This is a genomic window from Shewanella sp. 30m-14, assembly GCF_052977125.1.
In genome coordinates this window covers 15,040-36,207 of the sequence record NZ_JBRILW010000003.1, presented here as the reverse complement: position 1 = coordinate 36,207, position 21,168 = coordinate 15,040, and the positions used below count along the sequence as shown (strand labels likewise).

Genomic DNA, 21,168 nt, shown 5'->3' with positions numbered 1-21,168 from the left:
AGTTGGTTGCCCTTCGAATGAAGGTTGATTACATTTTTTGAGTAGTTGCTACGGGGAAGCGAGTTCTCAATTGTCGTTTCACCGTTACCAATCGCCTGCAGCGGGTGCATGTGCAGATACTGCCGTGACACGCAACAAATCCATCCTTGGAAGCTCGGCCATGACGTCCATGTCATGGACGGTCACGGCTGTATCTACACCGGATAATTGGTGCCTTCATTTGGGCCGTGCAGGTTTGATTGCTAGCTTGGAAATGCCCCATTTCTTGTTAGTGCTTCTACTCATTCGTTTTCTGTTCATAATAATTTGCCATATGTGATCTAATGTCAGGCTCTCAATTTAAGTATGAATACATCCGTCTGACGTGATTAACTCAAGATAAGAACGTATAGTGCCTTTAACTGATGATATCGAAAATGAATCATAATTTAGTGCGTACCTGAATTAATATAAGCCTATGAACTCACTACACCTGAAAGCACTCTTATTGGCCGTCGAAACAGGTTCAATATCTGCTGCTGCACGTAAGTTAGGAAAAAAACAACCTCAGGTTAGCCAATGGATTTCTGATCTAGAAATTGATCTTGGCGTTAACTTTTTTGACCGAACTGGTAATAAAACGTCATTAAGTAAAGAGGGGGAACGTTTACTTCCTAGCCTCACACACACCATGAGCCAACTTGATAAGTTTGTTCAAAGTGCCGAAATAATTGCGCAGGGTGAATCAACCGTGCTGACTATCGGGATTGAGAACTACATTCCCGACCTAGCCTTTACTCAGCCTCTAGCATTGACGTTGGATTTTCCCCATTTATGTGTGGAAGTGTATCGCGAAGAAAAACACCAACTGATGCAAGACTTGAACGAAGGCAATGTAGATATCATCATTACTCATGAATCCGACACCCTTCATCATCAGCATTTTGAGTATTGCCGTTTAGGCCATTACAAAGAGTTGTTGGCGTGCAGCCCTGACCATCCCCTCGTGACATTGCCTGTGGTGACCACCATCGATTTAAGCCAATACCGTGAGTTAATTTGGGGAGAGGCGAATAGCAAAAGCAGTCAGCAACATAGAGATGAAAACAGCGATGGGTTTAGTCCTAGCTACGGTTTTTTCTCTGACATTCAGCCACTTGTCGCTATGTTAAAACACAATAAAGGCTTTGCGTTTTTACCTGCAGAATGTGTTAACGCCTATATCGAAAATGGCCAGCTGACCGCCCTAAACTGTGATTTTGAACCTGCAGGCATCGACCGAAGAATTGAGCTGTGTTGGCGCAATGGATTAACGCTGTCTCAACATGGTAGTCAAATAGTAGAGGCCTTCAAAGTAAGCCACCAACTCGTAGACAAGCCTGTCTCTTGAGTTAATTGTCGGGCTTAATTTCATGTTGGGATTGTATTTCAGATTTAGGCTGGGGTTCTGACTCGACCTGAAGATTATATTTTGCTTTAAGCTCTGGAGTAGAAACAGAAGCGGCAATTAGTGCATCCCACTAATCGTATACGTACAAAAATGCGTAAATCGGAAGGATTGCCTAAAGTCGCGGGTCATCCCATACTGTTGAAGTAATTCCAATTCCAGCGACAGCCAAGATGATAAGTTCAGAGATACCAGTAAACAGTAGTAGTTTAGTTAGGTGGGTGAACGTACGTTCAAGTCGGTAAGTAAGCTATGTTTTCTGATAGGTCGCCTCAAAAAGCCCAATAATACCCGTAGCCATCAAAAGCCCTATTACTGCTAATATTGCAGACTGGTTGCCTTGAACCATCTGACGCATACTATCAAAAGTGCAACTAAACAAGATGGGACAATGAATATCAGCAGAAATAGCAGTCTTACTGCCACCTCAATATAAAAATGCTTTTGTTACACTGACCTCCAGCTTAAAAGACGGTGCAGAGCAAGCCCTGCATCCATTTTATTTATTCATCATCTATGTCGAAAACAATATCGCCTTTCAGTACGGTCATTAATACCTCAGTGTCAGCAATATCATCGGCGGATAAACGGGTAATATCCTGTTGTAGAATGGCAAAATCAGCCGATTTACCAACAGCTATCGAACCTGTAATGCAACTGAGCCCTAAACTTTCAGCCGCATTAATTGTATAGGCATCTATAGCCGAATGCACATCCGGCAAGCCTGTTTTACCCATTTTCAAGCTATTAGCGATACCAACTAGTGGATTGATATCATGCACATTCCAGTCACTACTTAAGGTAACATTGGCACCTGTATCAAAAATGGCGCTTGGATTCATCAGCTCGTGCGTTCGCTTAGCCCCTATAAAGCCTTCAGCCCACTGATGGTCATGTTGTACGACATAATCAGAACCCACTTGGAAGTCGGCGGTCACATCCAGTTTTACGAAACGAGGGACATCTTTTGAGTCCACCAATTCCACGTGTGTTAGCGTATAAGGTTTTTTCGATCCTTGGTTGCGAGCATGCTCAATCGCATTTAATGACTCGCGAACTGCACCATCACCAATCGCATGGATATGAGCGCTATAACCAATCTTACCTAATGCTTCCAGCCAGGTTTTCATTTGACCTGGTGGGATATAATTGATGCCGTAAGGCTCATCTGGAATATAGGTATCCAAATACGGTGCTAACGTTTTCGCAGTGCCATTAATAATGATGCCATCGCTATACATTTTTACCTGATCGACCAATAACAAACGTGATCTATCACTCGTTTGTATTTTCTTCAAAAAAGCTAGCTGCGGCGCCATTGAATCAGTTGGATAAATCCATGGGCGCAGTGACACTCGAGCAGTTAAATCCCCCTTTTTCTCTGCTTGCTGCCACACGTCATACCAGCCTCGTTTCCAATAAAGCCGACCGTCACCAATGGTGGTGATGCCATGTGCGGCGGATTCTTCAAGACCAATCATTAAGCCTTCGTAGCTTTTCTCGAACTTGTTTTCTAGGCTATTCCATGCCATCTCCATGATGATATCACCAGCGTTATCAAACAAAATACCGTTGAGTTCACCGCTTTCTTCGTCTTTGAGTATCTTTCCGCCCTGAGGCTCGGGAGAATCTTTGGTGATACCCGCCAATTTAAGCGCTGCGGAGTTGACCCACATTGAATGTGAGGTTTGCTCCATGAACACGACAGGTTGTTTCGGGAATATACGGTCAATCACTTCAAGTGGCGTGTAACGATTATCTTCATTTAAAATTGCATCCAAAGAAAAGCCATAGCCCATCAGCCAGCTGCCAGACTTAGCATTTTTGCTGCATGCCTTTAAATAGGGTATTTGTTCTTCAAGTGATGCATCCATATCTAGTTCACAGTTGCTGCCAGCTTCTGAAGCAGCCTCAAATACATGGTTATGATTATCAATAAAACCCGGCATTACATATGCCTGTTCAAGGTCGATAAGTTCGGTTTTTTTATTACGATATGCATCCGCTTCAGTGGCTTTACCAACAAACACAATATTGCCATCGTGAATGGCGATCGCATCGGCATTATTGTGACCGTAAATTTTTGCGTTCGTTAAAATCATATCAGCATGTGCGACAGCCAGTGCATTAGGACTCATTATTAGGCTCGCTATTACTGCCAGAGGGTAAACTCGGTTCATTATTCATTCCTTTCATGCCCCACAATGATTGTGAGTATAGGGAGTGTTAGTGTGTTGCGATGAAGAAAGTCTACTGCAGCATAAAAGCAAAAGAAAAATAGTGAGTATAAGAATACTGGGATAACCAATAAACTTAGGAATTATCATTGTTAGTAGTACGTATCTGCTTGGCGACGAATCAACGATTGGGGGACAATAACTTAACAAGCCAAAGTATACCTTTCCTAATCCGAACCTCACGAGTTAGTGCCTTTGCACTAACGCAGTTTTGCCCCAAAGTGTGTCAGGACGGGATTGACCCTAGTTTCAAACATCTGCTGTTTGACTTACTTTCCCTCATGCCCAGGGCTCTAACTCTATGGCCAAATTAGCTAATCCACTACACCTCCCCCCCCCAAAAAAAAATAATGCATGTGCTCAACCAGACTACTATACCGTCGGCCATAAGAATTCTTTGATTGTTGAAAATTTCCCCGTCTTAACCAAATTCGGGTCTCTGTAATTCATATTCTTATCGTATTCAATCATAGATAATCTGCTTGCACTAACTTATTCAGTACCTAGTTTTTTATCGGAGTACCTATGAAATCGATCCCCAAATTATTAACTTACGCGCTGTGCACTTCTTTCACGCTTCCTGCGTTGGCAGAATCACCACTAGATTTCCAATTCCCGCGAGAATGCCGATTAACAGAGGCAGGGTATCCAGTCCCCTTATGTGGACAACCATTAACTAAACACAATGTTATTTCAAAAACTGACGGCGAGCATCGTCAATATTCAGAGCACTTTATAGCAGGGCAAGAATCAATCGAGCTTGATGAAATGCGAATAACGACAATCGGCTCTGGTAACCCACCTGTACGTATGGGACAAGCATCCACAAGTTGGTTAGTAGAACTTGGAAATGGTGATAATTTCATCTTTGATGTAGGGGGTGGAACAGTACCAAATCTCTGGAGTCTTGGTTTACCTCACGATTCATTGGATAAAGTCTTCGTCACTCACTTACACTTAGACCACGTTGGCGGAATATTTAATTTATGGGATTCAATGGGCTGGGGGCGCAATGCACCTTTAAATGTGTATGGATCTTCTGGTCATACTCCTGAGCTGGGAGTTGCAAGCTTTGTCGAGCATGTTGAAAAGGCGGCGGCTTGGCATGTACTTAGTAAAACCGGGATCGCCGCAAATGAAGGCATGCAAATCCAAGCCCATGAATTTGATTACTCGAAATTTAGCCCCGAAACGCCGAAACAGTTAGTATATTCAGAAAACGATGTGAAAATATATGCGTTCCCGGTTGATCATATTCTGGTTGGTTCAGTGGGTTATCGACTAGAGTGGAATGGGTTATCAATGGCATTTACTGGCGATAGTGAGCCTACAACACATGAAGCTGAAATGGCGAAAGGTGTAGATGTGTTCATCCACGAGCTGTTTATTGATGCTCCAACATTTTCAGACAAAAACAATATGCCTATAGAAGTCGCTGAGAATATTGTGCATAAACATACTTCAGCAAGTGAGCTTGGAGAAATATTTACAATTTCTAAGCCTGGTTTAGGGGTAGGAACGCATTTCTTCACTAATGAAGATACGATTGATAGGGCCTTTAAAGGACTTGTCGAGTCATATGGTGGCCCAGTTGCTATTGCTCAAGATCTTATGGTTATTAATGTAACTAAAGAGCAAATTGTCACTAGAATGGCACGAACAGATTTGTTGAGTTGGTCTGCACCATCTGAGCCTGGTGAAGTGACATTTGATGAAAAACCCACGGAAGGGCTAACGCCTAAATGGGTATCCGACACTCGTTTGTAACAATGAACAATATATTGGCTTGATCATGTAAAACTTAAAACGCCCTGACTGGGCGTTTTTTAGCGATAAAAGAAAATGTTGTTTAGCGTTAGGGCTGTTCAACAGAGTTAAAAAAATCTTGCAGGGTTTGATGTAAGTATTGATTTAAAGGATAGCTCCTACGTGTTTGCAGATACCCACCAATAATATCAAACCGTTTATGTTCATCCGCAACTAGTGGTAGCGGATGAACGTCTAAATCTTCTCCCAATTCGGCTACATAACTGCTGGAAAAACAAATCGCGTCGGTTGTTTTTACGGTATGCAACGCCGCTTTGAGACTGTGTGTTTTCAGTACTACATTAGCTTGATACCCTTTTAATTGGTAGATGTCGTGTAGCGCGCTTTTGTCGTAGTTGACACCTGCTAAATAGAGTTGAACAATAGGTAATTCATGAATTCTTTCCCACTCATTCCCTTCTTTTAAAACTGGATGATTCTTTCTAGCAAGAATTCCTGAAGTCACGGTTTTTACATGGTGGCTGTAAATATCTTGAGGGAATGGAAAGTTTGAAATTTGTAAAGCATAATCAATTTTTCCATTTAACATATCTCTTAAAGACTGATTCTGCCAAAAGTCTAATTCGACTTTCGCATTTGGAAGCTTAGAAAAAAGCAGTTTTATTAACCGTTCTCCGAACACTTCTAATATGTAAGTATTAACGGAGATCGACACGGTGCCACGAAACTGAAATGGTTCGAAGTTACTAAATGAATCAATAACTTTTGCGACAGGGTTGAGCATTTCTACGGTAGCTTCGGAAAGCTGGATTGCTAATTCAGAGGGTTCGATGCCGTGCGCTTTTCTTAGAAATAGGTGGTCTCCAAACGTTTCTTTAAGCTTTGCCACACCACGACTCACACTGGTTTGTGAAATACCCAATATTTCAGCAGTTTTGTAGGTATTCCGAGTTTCAACCAGCACTTTCAACATTCTGAGTAAGTTCAAATCCATTTCGGTCAGTGCTTTGTCCATTAAACTTCCCTGATAAGTGAAATATCGACATTGTATTGTAGCTGTATTGAACGCTATGTAGTAATGATGTGGAACAAATATGCTGAGTTCGGCCCATGAAAAAAGCCAACTGAATAATCAGTTGGCTTTGATAAAGTCTATAACGACCGTTATTTCTGAGTTAGCTCTGGGAATCGCCACTCTCCATTGATAATTTCAGATTGAGGTTCATACATGTGTGGGATCCAGTTTCAAGTGAAATTCCCCCTAATATGAAACTCGTTATTGGGTAGCGCCTGAAGGTACCTCTTTATCTCAAGCGTTCAGTAGCTGACTTTGTTGCCTACTCATTTAGTATCTCGGGTGCGTTTGTTCCATAGACAAATAAGTCCGCGCAATTGAGCCTCTTGCGCCCGCTGTTGGTTCAACTTTATTTCCTTGCACTTTTACCTGACAGCTACCAAAGCTCGAACGAGAAGAAGGGAGTGGTAAGCAACAAGGCATTTGCTCTACTTTATACTTGCTGACGACCTTGGTATGTACAAAAAGGCTAGGTGTAGTTTGCCGAACACATACCTTAAAAAACAGAGCCCAATCAAAGGTTGGGCTCTGTTTCGAGATCTAAGGTGCCAGCTGATTAACCTTATTAACTGCTAAGATTAACCGCCGCAGCCATCAGAACTTCTGGAGTTGATATAGCGAACATCTTTCGCTCTGTCATAATTGGCAGGATCGAGCGTGTCATGCTTTTTGATGAATTGATAAAGCATATCTGCATCAATAAAGCCGGTATCTCTCGCCTTTTCCTTTAACTTGGGATACTTATTACCGCCCGCAGCGTTATAGCTAGGGAGGGTAAATCGATATTTATCTGTTAGCTTGAAGGGCTTATCACCAACAGTTCTGATATCGACATCTTTAGCTTTACAGTCAACGGTCATCTTGATACCGCTAAAATGGGCAAAGCCTCCAGAGCCTCGAGTCTTAAGCGCAACCCTAGACAAATACTTCTTTAGTTCGGCTCCATTCATCTCGGTTACAGTCACGCTGTTGGAAAAAGGCTGCACCTTAAGCACATCACGATATCGAATGGGCCCTTTCTTTATGGTGGCTCGAATACCACCTGAGTTTATGATCCCAAAATCTGCGGGGATAGGAAGCTGAGTTTGAGCGTGCGCAATCATCACCCCCAGAGGCGTAGCTTGGTAACGAACAATCTTACGCTTACCAATGAAGTCCGCCTTTGCAACACCAATCTGTTCTCTCAACTTCAGCTGCCCCTTACGCTGATAGGGCCGAAGCAGTTCGAGGGTTTCCTTATCCTTAGGCGTTAGCATATGAGGCGGATAGTAGGAACCAAACTTGGTTTCTGTATTCACAGGTACTAACTCGTAGTTTGCCAAGTGTAGCTTACCACCATAGTATTCAAAATCGGCGCGACCAACGAACTTTCCCCACTCGTAGGCTTGCATGATCCAAGTGCCATTTTGACGATCAGGCCTACAAGGCTCATCTCGACCATAATCTTCTACGTACTCACCAGTGTCCCCTTCCATACACACAGGCAACTGTGAATGTCCGCCAATGATTGCTTGGATCTGGCCAGGCTTTAGGCTTTTGGCAAGAGCAACATCACCGGGCGCGTTACTTCCATGTTTACCATTTTCATAGTGACCCATATGGGTGAGACCAAAAACAAGATCCGGTTGATGCTTCTGCTCAAGCTCTGCCAAAATATTTTTTGCCTCAGCTTGTGCTGAAGTGAATTTTAGATCTTCAACGAATTCTGGATTACCTATCTCAGCGGTATGCTCGGTAGTCAGGCCGACTACGGCTAGCTTCAAGCCTTGAACCTCGAATAGCTTGTAGGGTTCGAAGTAGCGTTGCCATTCACCATCGACTTGGCGATAGATGTTGGCCGATAACCACGGGAACTTTGACCAGCCTCTCTGCTTATCCATCACCGTCGATGGATTATCAAACTCATGGTTACCCACGGCCATGGCGTCATATCCAAGGTGGTTCATGCCGATAAAATCTGGCTCGGCGTCTTGAAGATCAGACTCAGGTACGCCAGTGTTAATATCGCCACCTGAGAGCAGTAACGTTTCCCCACCTTGCTCGGTGACCTCTTTACGAATTTGGTCGAGAATGGTTTTTCGCGCGGCCATACCATACTCACCTCTAGAGCCTTGCCAAAAACGGCCGTGGTGATCATTGGTATGGAGCAAGGTGAAGCGCTTACAGTCATCACCAGCGGCTTGACAGGCGATAGATGCTGTCGTCTTAGGCGCCTCTTCCACCTTTTCCTTACCACAGCCGCTCAATGTTAACGTTAGAGCGATAGCTGAGCCGGTAAGAAGTAGGCTAGAAGGACGGAGTGAAGTATTCATAATAATCCTTCAATATTATTCAGATAAGCGTTGTCATTTGCCCTAATAGCTGATTTCTCATTCTGAGAGCAACGCGCACAAGGCGAGATGTAGACAACGTCTGTACAGTTAAAAAAAGCAGCACCCAGAGCGATCCCGGTGCTGCTTTTTATAGGCTTAACTGATGATTAGCCTTGGCGGCGACGCCACCACATTAGCGGTAGCAGCAAAGTAATAAAACCACCTAAACTACCCGCCCCATCAGGCTTAGTCCAACCAGGTTCTTCGGTGTTTTTCACCTCAATGCTAACAGACTTAACGAAGCTTTCTTCGTCAACCGTTGCCGTAAGCTCGAACACAAGCACTTGATCAATATCGACGCTAGGTGAAGTCACATCAAGTGTCAGACCTGAAGCGGTAAACACTGCCGTGTTTCCAGATACCTGCTTCCAGCTATAGCTAGTCCCTTCTGGAGCATCTGTAACCGTCGCTGTGATGGAAGTTTTATCACCTTCAGTCAGCTGCGTGTTGCCTGCAAACGTTACATCTAAAGTTAGAGGCACGTTAGTCACGATCAGGCTAACAGCTTTGGTTGTTTCCAACGTGCCGTCGCTGATGGTCACCGTAAAGTTCAAAGTCTCGTCGGCTTTAATCATTGGCGCAGTCAGAGACAATATAGCCATGTCGCCAACAACCGTCTTCTCTTCATCAACAATCTGCTCCCACTTGTAAGTAAGAGTAACACCTTCGCCAGCGTTGATTGCAGAGGCATCTATGGTGTATGCAGACCCTTCAGTGACACTCTCAGGAGTAACAATATCACCTTCGACTACCAAACCTGGGTTTGGATCGTCACCACAGGTTGCACCATACACTTGCTGCACTAACTCAGGGCGGTCAATGAAGGGGTTACGGTTGCCCTGGTATTTGTATACCTGGTTGTTACGGTTCTGCTCGTAGGTATCAACAGCATCTAACTTGTTCCACGCATACAGGGTACAAAGCGTGCCGATGAGCGGTTCGCTATCCTCGGCAGTAGTCGTTAGCCGATCGACTGCGACTAGATCAGGCATATTCGTTGTAGCGGTATCAGTACCCTGATATCGAGTATCCATATACATGATCATACGAGCGACATCGCCTTTCACCTCATCACGAGGTTCCCAGCAGTCGGTAGCTTTGTCGAGGTAGTTACCAGTACCCATACCGTTGAACATCACCTCTTCACCAGTATCCATACACGCACCAAAGTCATTGTTGCTTCGTGCTGTGTTGATGCCAGGATCTGAAGGACGCAGGTGATGAGCATCGGTGTAGCCCCACTGCGAGTCGCTAGGGAAACCATGGCTCTTGGCCCAAACGTGCTCACGATTCCACTTGCCCGCACCGCTACCACTAGTCTGGTTGTCGTACTTAGAAATAGAAGCACCGGTGTAGATTTCAATAACATTTTTATCGTTATCAGGATCTTGGTCAGCGTGGGTTAGTGTGCTCCAAACCTGCTTATAGGTCAGATACTTGTGATCTTTGGCTATAATGATCGACAGAGCATTCTTAAGCTCATCTGCATGGGCAAAATCACCACTTAATACATCTGAGTAATAGATCTCACCATTGAACGTAGTAGGGTCGGCAACCGGAGTTAGCGTCTCGCAGTTGGTGCAAGGGCCTGTTTCTGGCTCTGGTTCTGGAGGCGTTACTGAACCGTCACAGGCACTCTCACCAGCACAACCAAGGCCGTCCGCAGTGTCTTTAGGTAGAATAAGCCACTGTTCTTTAGAGGTCCCAGGGTATACGTCAGCGGTATTGGTATCACCGACCTTTACAGCTGCTTTACGACGCAGAGTTTTATCTTTAGTAGAAAAGTCACCATCAGTCCATACTAGCTGCTCTCCAACCTTACCAATGCTATCAATAACGGCACCATCTTTGGTAAGCACTAAAGCATCATCACCGCTGAACTTAGCTACAGTGTGAGCAGTTCCGACTTTAAAAGCTTCAGCAGCGCTTGAGTGGTGGAACACTAAGCTTTTACCAACGTCGAGTGAACCAGTAAGATTAACAACAGTGGAATCAGTGATCTCAGTCGCACCATTAAAATAAATGGCTAACTTATATTCGCTGTCATCCAAATTGAGTGTGCTACCACCTACATTAGAAACCTCAATCGCTTTATTATCGCTACCACCTTCCACATACTCAGTAATCAGCAGCACACCAGGCTCTTCGACGAAAGTACAAGCATTGTCACCAATACAGCCAAATCCATCGACCGTATCCTTGGGCTGAGAAGTCCAGTCATTTTCGTCGAAAGTATCTTTAGCCACCATGGAGCTAGCAGTATCGCTACGTCGCAGCGTAACATCTTTACCCCAATCTTTGGGGGTAGGTACCGCGCCAACAATATCAACAACCGTGTCGCCATTGAGCAGTGCAACAGCATCTGTTCCATTCTGCTGAAGCCCACCAACCATAGACGTTACGCTAGCGTCGAGATTCAATACAGCATCTGCATGTCTAACAACTAAGATGCCTTTTGCAGGTATTTCCTGATCTGCAAACGCGACCATTTCTGTCGTAGTATTGGCACCATCTTTGTAACGAACTAGCTTATAGCCATTTAAAGATTGTGCAGCATCACCAGAGTTATAAAGCTCAATAGCTTTATTAAATCCGCCACCTTCAATGTACTCAGTAATCAGTAAATCAGCACTTGCCGTAGTAGAAAATGCGCCCAAAACCATAGCAGTGGCCGCAGCAACTGCATTCATTTTAATTCTCATAATCGTATCTCTTTTTGAATCCTTGATGGGAAGCGCACTGCCCGAAAGCAGGCGCTTCATTGTCGAGAGCAACGCTTATTTGCGAAGACGACGGCGCATAGCTGCCAGCCCGAATAGGGATAACAAGCTGATGAAACCAGTGCTACCAGCACTACCGTCACCACCAGTGTTATCGCTTTCTTCTTCTACAATGTCAGCAATCAAGGAGTCGCGGTTAGATACCTTCGCTAGGAAAGATTGCTCAGACCCAGCTACAAGTTTTCCGTCACGCTGTAGGCTTACGGAAACGTTGTAGATAGCAGATGGCGCACCAAAGACCTCGAAATTTACCAAAGCTGTTGTGTCATTAGAAAGCACCACATTAGGCAGAACCATTTGGCTCAAATCTAAACGCTGTTCATCATCATCAGGACTCATACTGACGGTTGCGACATCGCCAACTTGAGTCGAAATACCCGCAGGGATCTGGTAAGGAACCTTGATTAGCTTTCTTAGTTTTGGCAGGTTCAGAGGTACGTTAGGATCCGTATCACCAGGCTTATAGCTAAGGGTAATCAGTGCAGGATCGTGATCCGACGCGCGATAGATGTCCTCTTTGTAGAACTTATGCGTTCCAGTACCGTCGATGGTACCTTTAAAGCGGTTTTGGTAGTCATACAGACCGGTCTCTGCAGCATTAACATGCCAGTCAGTGGCATCAATCACGCGGTCTTTCAGAGACGGTGAGATCAAGATGTGATCAAGCGAGCCTATTTCGTCACTGAAAGAGTAACTCCAAGGCGTCTCTCCTTTCTCCTTGAGCTTTTCACCGACGATATCTATGTAGCCATAAGTTTTAGTGATGGTGACTGGTGAGCCATCTTCGTTAAACTGAGGCTTAGGTCCAAGGAAAGTGTGGCTAGCGGTAACGATCGTCTTGTTGCGTGGGTTCTCGGTAAGAACTAATACAGGATCTTCTTTACCGTAGGCGTTCAAATCACCAAGGATGATCTTATCGCCAAGAACGTCTTCCATCTCTTCACCTAGGTGCACGGCACCGGCTACGCGGAACTCTGCACAAGACCCTTGGTAGTCCAGATCTGGGGCTGTACGGTTGTTCCAGGTTGTAGCATTACCAAACTCAACACCTTGCCATTCTTCCCAACAAGTAGAGCCTTTTGACTTAAGGTGATTTACAGCTAGCGTTAAGCGCTTGCCTGTTTGGTTAACAATAAAGGTTACAACCAAGGCGTCACGGTGGTAGTTCTGACCGTTCTCTAGAATTTCCTTATTCTGATCTTTGATCACCTCACCTAAGTCGTTCACTATGGTAGGCGCTTTCTGTTGAGGCATTGGGATAACGCGAGTGCGCTCAATGCTCATCTTGCTTGGGCGATATATGATACCTGTAGCAATGGCGTCAGAACCAATGGCGTCAAGGTTATCCAGCATTTGATTGCCATTGTTGTCAAAACCAACAAATACATAACGGTTTTCGGTGGAGTTAGGACCATTGTAATCCTGGGGTCTCTCATCCACATATTGGATATTGACCTGGTTCACAATCTCAGCAATGGCACTCGCATCGCCAAAACCGTTGTTTTCAATCTCCATCAGGGCCATTACATCGGCATCCTGAGCACGAATAATTTCTACCAGCTTGGTTCGCTGGTTAATGTATTCATCGTAGCTATCTGCGCCTCGGCTCTGACCAAAGTTGTTGTTGTCGCCACCGAAAGGAGAGTTAAAAAAGTTAAACAGGTTCTGACTAGAAATGCGGATAGCAAAATCATCTTCTGCCACAGTGTCTTGCAGATCAGGTGTCTCTGTACGTGGTAAGTTGTGAATAAAGTTATCACTAGTCAACTGGTTGGTTATAGTCAGGCTGTAGTCCTGATCATACTTATCAGTCCCTGGGATCAACTCAGTTTCGTATTGGCTGATCACACCCTGCGCGTTAACGAGACTATCGTCGATACGGATGTAGTTGGTGTGTGGGTCACTGTTAAAACCAGCGTAATAAGGCAACTCGGTGCCATTGGACTTAGTGGCACTTTCAATAACTAAACGATAGTCATTGTTTTGCTCATAAGCTGCTTTAGATTCAGGGCTTCCTGCAACATACAAGTGGTTGGGCTGCAAGTTAGGACGCTTATAAGCTGCCACTATGTTGTTGCGACCGTTAGGAGACGACAGGTAGTTGTAGCTAAAGCTGCGAGTGATACGCATATCCTCTTTGGCTTCATCGCTAGGAGTACTAGGGTCCAGATCTGTAGGCAGATTGACCAGCATACCTTCGTAACGCTCCAACGTCTTATCGAAAGAGCCGTTATCAGAGCTAATTACCTGAATATCGGTAGGCTCAGTTAGGATGTCAGTATCAGTAACGTTCCAGCTAAATGCCGTATCAGCTGACATTTGAGTCTGGCCTTGGTACTCCGCCACTTTACTGCCGATACAAATGGTTTGACCCACTTTGAGATCACCGGCAGCACTAGAGCTAACGAAGATACCATCGGAAGTCTCAGGGTTGTTGTCAGAGGCAAGATTGCGAAGATAGAAACCCTCATTAGGGATAGACACCTTAGCTGAGATGATGCCCTCTACGGCAACTTTTTCAGCTGATTCGGTTTCACCATCAGCAATCAGAGGCGAGGTAAAACCTGTGCCTTGCACTTCACTAGGAGACTTAATTTCATTCATATCCGTTGGACAAGTGAAGATATCCATGATGTCATCAGCATCCGCTGCTGGCAGTTCGGATTTACCTAAATCGTCAGTCCTCATCGGCAAAATGTTTTGCCATTGAGTCGCGTCGAAGGTACCTGATTGAGTGGGATTGTTACCATCAGCATCTTTTTTACGACGCAGAGTTGTGTTCGGAGCCCACTTGCTCGTGTCGTTTTCAGCTCCGACACGATCGATAACAATATCGCCATTTTTTAGGAAAAAACCGTCATCACTGGTCATGAACAGGTTGTTGTACTTATTACTGGCATCATATGTGGAGATAACAACGCTGCCACCTTGAGTCGCAATGGCATTACGAAACTCTTCGGAAGCTCGACTGTTGACAAGCACTAGAGAGGCACCAGGAGCAAGCGTCTGACCTGTCAATAGCGGCTTAGCATCAGCGTTAAGTAACTCGTTGTCGTACTTGCCGCTAGAACGTTGGTATGCAGTAATGTCAGCGGTAAAGGTAAAGGCATCAGAGCCTGTATTAGTGATTTCAACCGAGCCCACATTGGCATCGGAACTTTGGGTCATTTCGGTGATCAGCAGGTCTTCAACGCCAGCGAAGGCGCCCATGCTGATGGTGCTGGCAATGGCCAGCGATAGGAAACTTTTCTTCATAGTAGACTCTATACAATTGGATTCGATACGGACTAAAAGTACATACGCGCGTAGGCGTAGGCTGCTTCAGGGGCTTCGCCAACTCGGCCTTCTACAGACAGCACGATGTCGCGGGCAGGGCGATAGTTGAAACCTAAGCTGGCCCACTGACGCTCTTTTCCGTACTCAGGTGGCAGCTCAGAGTAGTCGTAGTTAGGACTGATCAGATCCCAGCCTTCGTATTCTTCGTGATTTACGGAGCCGATGAATTCCCAATGTTCATTCAGGTCATACTTGGCACTTACCGTTGCCCCCTTGTTGCGGAAGGTCTGATAATCTAGGTGTACGTCACCACTCTTACGTGTAGATAAGTCTTCATCTTCTAGAAAGCCATTGAAACCAATAGAGAACTCTGGCATTAGTTTAAGGCGAACACCCAAACCTATCTGTTGCTGCTCACCATATTTACTGACGCCATTGGAGCCGCCGCGCGTTTCTAAGCCAACCACGACAGATAGCAGATCTGACATCCAGCCTGCATATCCGTTAATGATGTCACCTTGTAGGGCACCACTTTTGTGTTCACCGTCATATGAGTAGGAAGCACCGACAATAAGATGTTCGAACTTGGCTTGGTACTTAACGGTATTCTCTTGGTCACCGGCTTCACCGGTTTCAATGGACTTGTTAAAGGTGAAATCACCGAAGTGGTCGTAATCGTCGAATGCAGTATCGGTCAAGCCGAGCTCGATCCACTGCTGTTCGGTTAATAGGTAGCCTACGTACAACTTGTCGATGGCCAACTCGAACTCACCGTCGCCGCCAAGCCAGTTACGGCGTTGGTAGTCCAGTTCAAGACGATAAGTGAATTGTTCACGTTGACCCGCTACGCCCAAAGTTGCGAAGCTATCATCTACATAGCCCTTGGTATCGTAGAACTCATCGTGGTTATAATCTGCATGAGTATCAAAATGCCCACCTACGCCCACTTCGCCATATAAGCGAACGTGGTCACCTTGACTGTCACCATCTAACATTACAGCGTTCACTGAACCAGCACTAAACATAGTGACGATAGCGATTGCAATTGTTGATTTATTTAACATTGCTGTTACTTCCGATTAGTAATTTGTCAGCCTTTGATTGAAGGCCAAGCTCAAAATTAAAAATGTTTATTCGTAATATCTAAAACTGTTAACTGCTCAGGTAGGTGGAGAATTCGATGGCGAAACCGCCGACAGCTTTATTACATATTTCATATATCAACCCCATTCTTGTAATAATGTCGCTAACTTTCGTTAACGCGTGTCGCGATTGTTGCAGAGTTTTGTAACAAAAAAAAGAAGGGTTAGTCACATTTGGAGTGTATAAGTATTTGTTAAACAAAGAAAAATAGAGTTTCATTGGGCGCGCTTGAGAACAGGGTTGTTGTATGGTGTGCTTTGGTCTCTGTGAATCAGTAACTTAGGTGAGAACAGGGTGTGGTGTTTTTTTGTGTGAAATGAGGTGAAAATTAATGAGACTTTTTTATGAAAAACTAAATTTTAATTATTAACTTGCTACTACAGAGGGATCAGGTTTCGGAGTAATCCGATCTCCGATTCAGGGATAAAACGGTTATCAAGGGACCATCACCAAACGTCTACAGTGGGAGGAATACTACACTCGCTGGCTTAAGAAGCTTTATGCGCCAGGCGAAAAGCTCTTCATCGATTACTGCGCCCCAACAGCTCCCATTGTTAATTCAGATACGGATGAAGTGAGAACAGTGCCGATCATCCTAGTGACACTAGGGGGCTAATTTCACCTATGTAGATCCCAGCAGAAGCCAGCGGCTTGAATGCTAATTGCAGGCTCACGTTAATGTCTTCGAGTTCTTTTGCCTATAGTTTCACCTTATCCGGGATAGTACGAATATGCTGTCCGGATTTATGCGCTTAACTTATTTATTTTGTATTAGAGGGAGTTCCAAACTTAAAAAATCCAGCAGGGATAACTGTTACATCGCGAAAGAATGGGATTGTGGTGTTGAAAGCCCAAGGGTTTATTACACAGTGAGTGTTTCAGTTTGAAACAACTTACTTTTTGGCACAAAAATCACATGTAACCCCCTGCTTCATTATTACTTAACCTAGCAAAAGCATTCGGTTTTTTGAACTACACTGTTATTACTCTAATTAATTAATCGAGCGCAAAGTTATGAGTGATACTTGTAACAACATCACGGCCTTAATTCGCCTGAAGTGGATGGTATTGGGGCTAGCGGTTGGTGTGATGTTATCTACTGTTCTGACGGCCTCAGCTCTTGCCTCTTCTCTTATTTATGATCAGCTTAACCCTGCCAAAAGCACTGCTCTGCTTTCTAATCAAGACGCTAGTCAACTCTCCGTTCAACTCTTTAATCAAGACGCCGCACAACAGATGATTCAAAAAGCGATGGAGAATTGGCGTGGGCTGACATCTTCGAGTGAATTAACCATGGTGATCCATCGGCCTGACTGGCAGCGCTCTATGACGGTACAAGCCTGGACTGAGGGTGATAAACAATCTTTAGTTCGGGTCATTGAGCCTAAAGTTGATGCGGGCAATGCTTTTCTTATCAATGATAAACAGATGTGGAGTTACTCGCCCAAAATTAATCGAGTTATCAAGGTTCCATCATCCATGATGAATCAAAGCTGGATGGGCAGTGATTTTTCAAACAAAGATGTCAGTCGCACCACTGAGCTACTCGATGATTATTCCCATCAGTTATTGCAGACAGAAGAGGTTGATGGGCATCAAGTGTACACCATTGAATCGATCCCTCATGAATCCGCTCCTGTGGTGTGGGGCAAGCAGGTGACTCGACTCCGTGATGACTGGGTGATGCTGCGTCAAGAGTATTGGGACCAAGACAATCAATTGGTTAAGGCTATGGATTGTGGCGATATAAAGCCTGTTGGCGCGAGACATGTCGCGATGCGTTGTCGTATGGCGCAGGTTGAAAAAAGCGGTGAGTGGACTGAAATACGCAACAAAAATGTTCAGTTTGATATTACGTTACCCGGCTATATGTTCACCCTGTCTAACTTAAGAAATCCACGTTGATGAGTACGCAAATTTTGTTGGCTTGGCGAAGCCTGTGGCAGCATAAACGTCGTACATGGCTCACCATTGGTGCGATGATTTTTTGTAATACCTTGCTGGTATTGATGATCACCATACAGGCTGGTACTTATCCGATGATGATTGAAAATACTTTGCGTATTTTTTCGAGCCAATTGCAGATTAATCAGCAGGGATACCTTGATAGTCCAGAACTGCGTAAACGTATTATTGATAGCAATGAGTTGATTACAAAAATTGAGCAGAAGTTTCCTGCGCTCGACGTTATCCCACGTAGTCACGGTTTTTTGTTGGCGGCCAGTGATCAGCGTAGTGTTGGCATGTTAGTTAATGGCGTGATGCCGGATAAGGAGCGCTTAGCTTCGATTATTCCTCAGCAAATTATTAGTGGCCATTACCTTATGGCCACAGATCAGCGGCAAATCGTATTGGGTGAGCGTCTGGCCAAAAACTTACAGGTCAAAGTCGGTGATGAATTAACGGTTATGGGCTCTACCATGGAGGGCGGATTTGCCGCGGATGTGTTGGCAGTCGTCGGTGTTTTTAAAACCGGGATTAATGAGGTAGACCGCAGTAGCGCACAAATCTCAATGGCCACTTTTCAACGAATATTTGCCATGCCTAATCAAGTGTCGATTGTGAGTATCAACGCTCCCTCTATGTCAAAGGTGAGCTTGTACCAAGAACAATTGCAAAGCTTGTTGGCGACTCTGGTACACACGGAGGCTAAGTTAACCGTTCATAACTGGCAGCAGCTTAACCCCGGTATAAAGCAAGGGATTGAGGCGGACTTATCGAGCGCTATCATCATGTATGCCGTGTTGGTGTTATTGGTGATACTAGGGGTGATGAATACTCAGCTCATGGCGGTATTAGAACGTACAAAAGAGTTTGGCATCATGCTAGCGATAGGCTCAAAACCGAGCAGGCTATTTACCCAAGTGATTATTGAAACATTGATGATGGGGATGATAGGAATGTTACTCGGTGCGCTGCTTGGCGGGCTGATTGCGGCATACTTTAGTCTGGTCGGTATAACCCTTCCGGGCATGGGAGATATTGGGGCGCAATTTGGCATTGGGGATCGTATTTATCCGTTGTTATCGCCGCTTTCGGTGCTGGCAGGGCCCGTCGTTGTGTGTATTGGTTCTGTGCTGGTTGCTATATATCCGGCGTTTAAAACCCTAGGGCTGGAACCCATTAGTGCGATGCAGAGTAAATAACATGGTTAATTCTGTTCTATTTGTCTTGGCGTGGCGCAACCTTTGGCGCAATGGCAGGCGTACCCTTATTTTGCTGTTGGCGATTAGCTTTGGTGTGTGGTCGATGATAGTGGTTTCGGCTTTTTTGCGTGGCATGGTTGATGGCATGAACCAGGCGTCATTAAATAACCTGCCCGGCGAAATTCAAATTCACCAAGTCGATTTTCTTAATGATCAAAATGTCATTAATCATATTGTTGAACCCTCAGGAGCGTTATTAAATCAGCTCAATCAACAATGGATTAGCCAATGGGCTGCTAGAGTACGCTCCCCTGTGATTATTGCCAGTGAACGGGTCACCTTGGGCTCTGAGGTGATTGCGTTTGAACCGCAGCAAGAGCTTTTTACCGTTAATGAACTTGATTTAGTGGCGGGAAGAATGCTTAAAGATGGCGAGGATAACGGCATTGTCATCGGTGAGAAAATGGCTGTGCGGCTTAAAACCGAGCTTAATAAGCGGGTGGTGATTACCTTACAAGATATTGATAATGACATTGCAGAGTCGGGAGTACGCATTGTTGGGATCTACAGTAAACCGACAGAGCAAGAAGAGCTTGCCACTATCTATGCTGGCAAGGGCTTTATGCAGAACTTGCTAAATATGCCTGATAAAGTCACCGAAATCGCAGTTTTTACCGATGGTAAACAGCCTTTACAGCAAGTGGCCGAGCGTCTTAAAGGCGTGGTCGATAACCAGTATGAAGTTGAAACTTGGCGTGAACTTAACGGTTACCTTGCAGCAATATCCGATTTGATGAATAGCTATATCCTTATTTTTATTGTCATCGTATTTACTGTGTTGGGTTTTGGCTTAGCCAACACCTTGTTGATGTCGATATTTGAACGTCAGCAAGAGATAGGCTTAATTATGGCGTTAGGATTACAGTCCAAGGCTGTGATTTTTATGATTGTTATAGAGGCGCTGCTGTTGTTGATTATAGGTTTAGTGATTGGAGATACATTAGCACTGGCCACGACCCGTGCGTTGTCAGCGGGGATCGACCTATCTTCTATCGCCGATGGATTGGCGATGGCTGGTATGGATACGACGTTATATCCGGTGATTTATCGGCAAGATGTTATTGCGGCTAATATTATTGTCATTGTGCTTGGGATCATCACCAGTTTGTGGCCTGCAATTAAAGCGGCCAATGCGAATCCTATTGAATCGATTAATACCGCTGCTTAGTGATAGTGAATGGGGCAATAAGAAGGTAATCCATGAGTAATATCGTTTGTAAGGATCTGGTCAAAACATTCCAGCAGGGTGATCAAACAATCTATGGGTTAAATCATGTTTCGTTAACGATTCAACAAGGTGAGATGACGGTGTTGTCTGGCCCGTCCGGTTCTGGAAAAACCACTTTGCTCAATGCCATTGGTGGTCTTGATGAGCCCAATAGCGGGACGATTTATGTGGGTGATGTCGAGATTACCGGATTGACAAAGGCGGAGCGTGCGGATGTACGTTTGCAGCGGATTGGCTTTGTTTTTCAGGCATATAACCTTATTCCTGTGTTAACCGTACAGGAAAACGTAGAATTTGTTATGCAGTTACAAGGTGTCGCAGCAAGAGATCGCAAACTGCGCAGTCAGGACATTCTTGAAGAGGTGGGCTTAACGGGGCTTGAGAGTCGCCGGCCTGCGCAACTTTCTGGTGGTCAGCAGCAAAGGGTGGCAGTCGCGCGCGCAATTGCCTCCAAGCCTGTATTGATCTTAGCTGACGAGCCAACGGCTAATTTGGATACTAAAACATCGGCGCAGCTATTGGAGTTATTCACCCAACTGAATCAGCAGCACGGGATTACTTTTTTGATAGCCACCCATGATGCGCAGGTATTTGATTATTGCCGACGTCATATCCATATGGTTGATGGCCAAATTGTCACCGACTCAGCCAGTTGAGC

General features: G+C 44.8%; 12 protein-coding genes. 6 read left to right on the top strand and 6 right to left on the bottom strand.

Going from position 1 to position 21,168, the window contains the following annotated elements:
• The first annotated feature begins 457 nt into the window (after positions 1 to 457).
• On the top strand, positions 458 to 1,369 hold the full coding sequence (locus ACVBIU_RS03080; protein ID WP_447163047.1) for a LysR family transcriptional regulator: 912 nt from the start codon (positions 458 to 460) through the stop codon (positions 1,367 to 1,369).
• A 560-nt stretch (positions 1,370 to 1,929) separates the two neighbouring features.
• Here the strand turns inward: ACVBIU_RS03080 and ACVBIU_RS03075 are convergent.
• Entirely contained in the window at positions 1,930 to 3,606 is a 1,677-nt protein-coding gene (locus tag ACVBIU_RS03075; RefSeq protein WP_447163046.1) for an amidohydrolase, read from the bottom strand.
• A 582-nt stretch (positions 3,607 to 4,188) separates the two neighbouring features.
• Between ACVBIU_RS03075 and gntH the strand changes: the two genes are divergently transcribed.
• Positions 4,189 to 5,430: a guanitoxin biosynthesis MBL fold metallo-hydrolase GntH gene (gene gntH / locus ACVBIU_RS03070; protein ID WP_447163045.1), complete on the top strand. Its 1,242-nt coding sequence runs from the start codon at positions 4,189 to 4,191 to the stop codon at positions 5,428 to 5,430.
• Positions 5,431 to 5,518: 88 nt separating this feature from the next.
• Here gntH and ACVBIU_RS03065 read toward each other — a convergent pair whose 3' ends face one another.
• The 5 genes from ACVBIU_RS03065 to ACVBIU_RS03045 form a co-directional block, all read right to left on the bottom strand.
• Positions 5,519 to 6,445, bottom strand: coding sequence for a LysR family transcriptional regulator (locus ACVBIU_RS03065; protein ID WP_028763928.1), 927 nt, complete (start codon positions 6,443 to 6,445; stop codon positions 5,519 to 5,521).
• 638 nt (positions 6,446 to 7,083) lie between these two features.
• On the bottom strand, positions 7,084 to 8,817 hold the full coding sequence (gene ushA / locus ACVBIU_RS03060; protein WP_447158981.1) for a bifunctional UDP-sugar hydrolase/5'-nucleotidase UshA: 1,734 nt from the start codon (positions 8,815 to 8,817) through the stop codon (positions 7,084 to 7,086).
• Positions 8,818 to 8,984: 167 nt separating this feature from the next.
• Positions 8,985 to 11,579: an endonuclease gene (locus tag ACVBIU_RS03055; RefSeq protein ID WP_447163044.1), complete on the bottom strand. Its 2,595-nt coding sequence runs from the start codon at positions 11,577 to 11,579 to the stop codon at positions 8,985 to 8,987.
• A 75-nt stretch (positions 11,580 to 11,654) separates the two neighbouring features.
• Positions 11,655 to 14,912, bottom strand: a complete 3,258-nt coding sequence (locus ACVBIU_RS03050) for an ExeM/NucH family extracellular endonuclease (RefSeq protein ID WP_447163043.1) — start codon at positions 14,910 to 14,912, stop codon at positions 11,655 to 11,657.
• 32 nt (positions 14,913 to 14,944) lie between these two features.
• On the bottom strand, positions 14,945 to 15,997 hold the full coding sequence (locus tag ACVBIU_RS03045) for a porin (protein ID WP_447158978.1): 1,053 nt from the start codon (positions 15,995 to 15,997) through the stop codon (positions 14,945 to 14,947).
• A gap of 1,093 nt (positions 15,998 to 17,090) precedes the next feature.
• Here ACVBIU_RS03045 and ACVBIU_RS03040 point away from each other — a divergent pair.
• Genes ACVBIU_RS03040 through ACVBIU_RS03025 form a run of 4 tightly spaced genes read left to right on the top strand, consistent with a single transcriptional unit; the run spans position 17,091 to position 21,166 of the window.
• Positions 17,091 to 17,981 carry an outer membrane lipoprotein-sorting protein gene (locus ACVBIU_RS03040; RefSeq protein ID WP_447163042.1) on the top strand — a complete coding sequence of 297 codons (891 nt, stop codon included), beginning with the start codon at positions 17,091 to 17,093 and terminating at the stop codon, positions 17,979 to 17,981.
• Positions 17,981 to 19,222: an ABC transporter permease gene (locus ACVBIU_RS03035; protein WP_447163041.1), complete on the top strand. Its 1,242-nt coding sequence runs from the start codon at positions 17,981 to 17,983 to the stop codon at positions 19,220 to 19,222. Before ACVBIU_RS03040 ends, ACVBIU_RS03035 begins: the two co-directional genes overlap by 1 nt.
• 1 nt (position 19,223) lies before the next feature.
• Positions 19,224 to 20,450, top strand: a complete 1,227-nt coding sequence (locus tag ACVBIU_RS03030; RefSeq protein WP_447163040.1) for an ABC transporter permease — start codon at positions 19,224 to 19,226, stop codon at positions 20,448 to 20,450.
• Between the two features lie 32 nt (positions 20,451 to 20,482).
• Positions 20,483 to 21,166 (top strand): ABC transporter ATP-binding protein, encoded by a 684-nt coding sequence (locus tag ACVBIU_RS03025; protein WP_447158974.1) that lies wholly within the window; start codon positions 20,483 to 20,485, stop codon positions 21,164 to 21,166.
• Positions 21,167 to 21,168 lie beyond the last annotated feature (2 nt).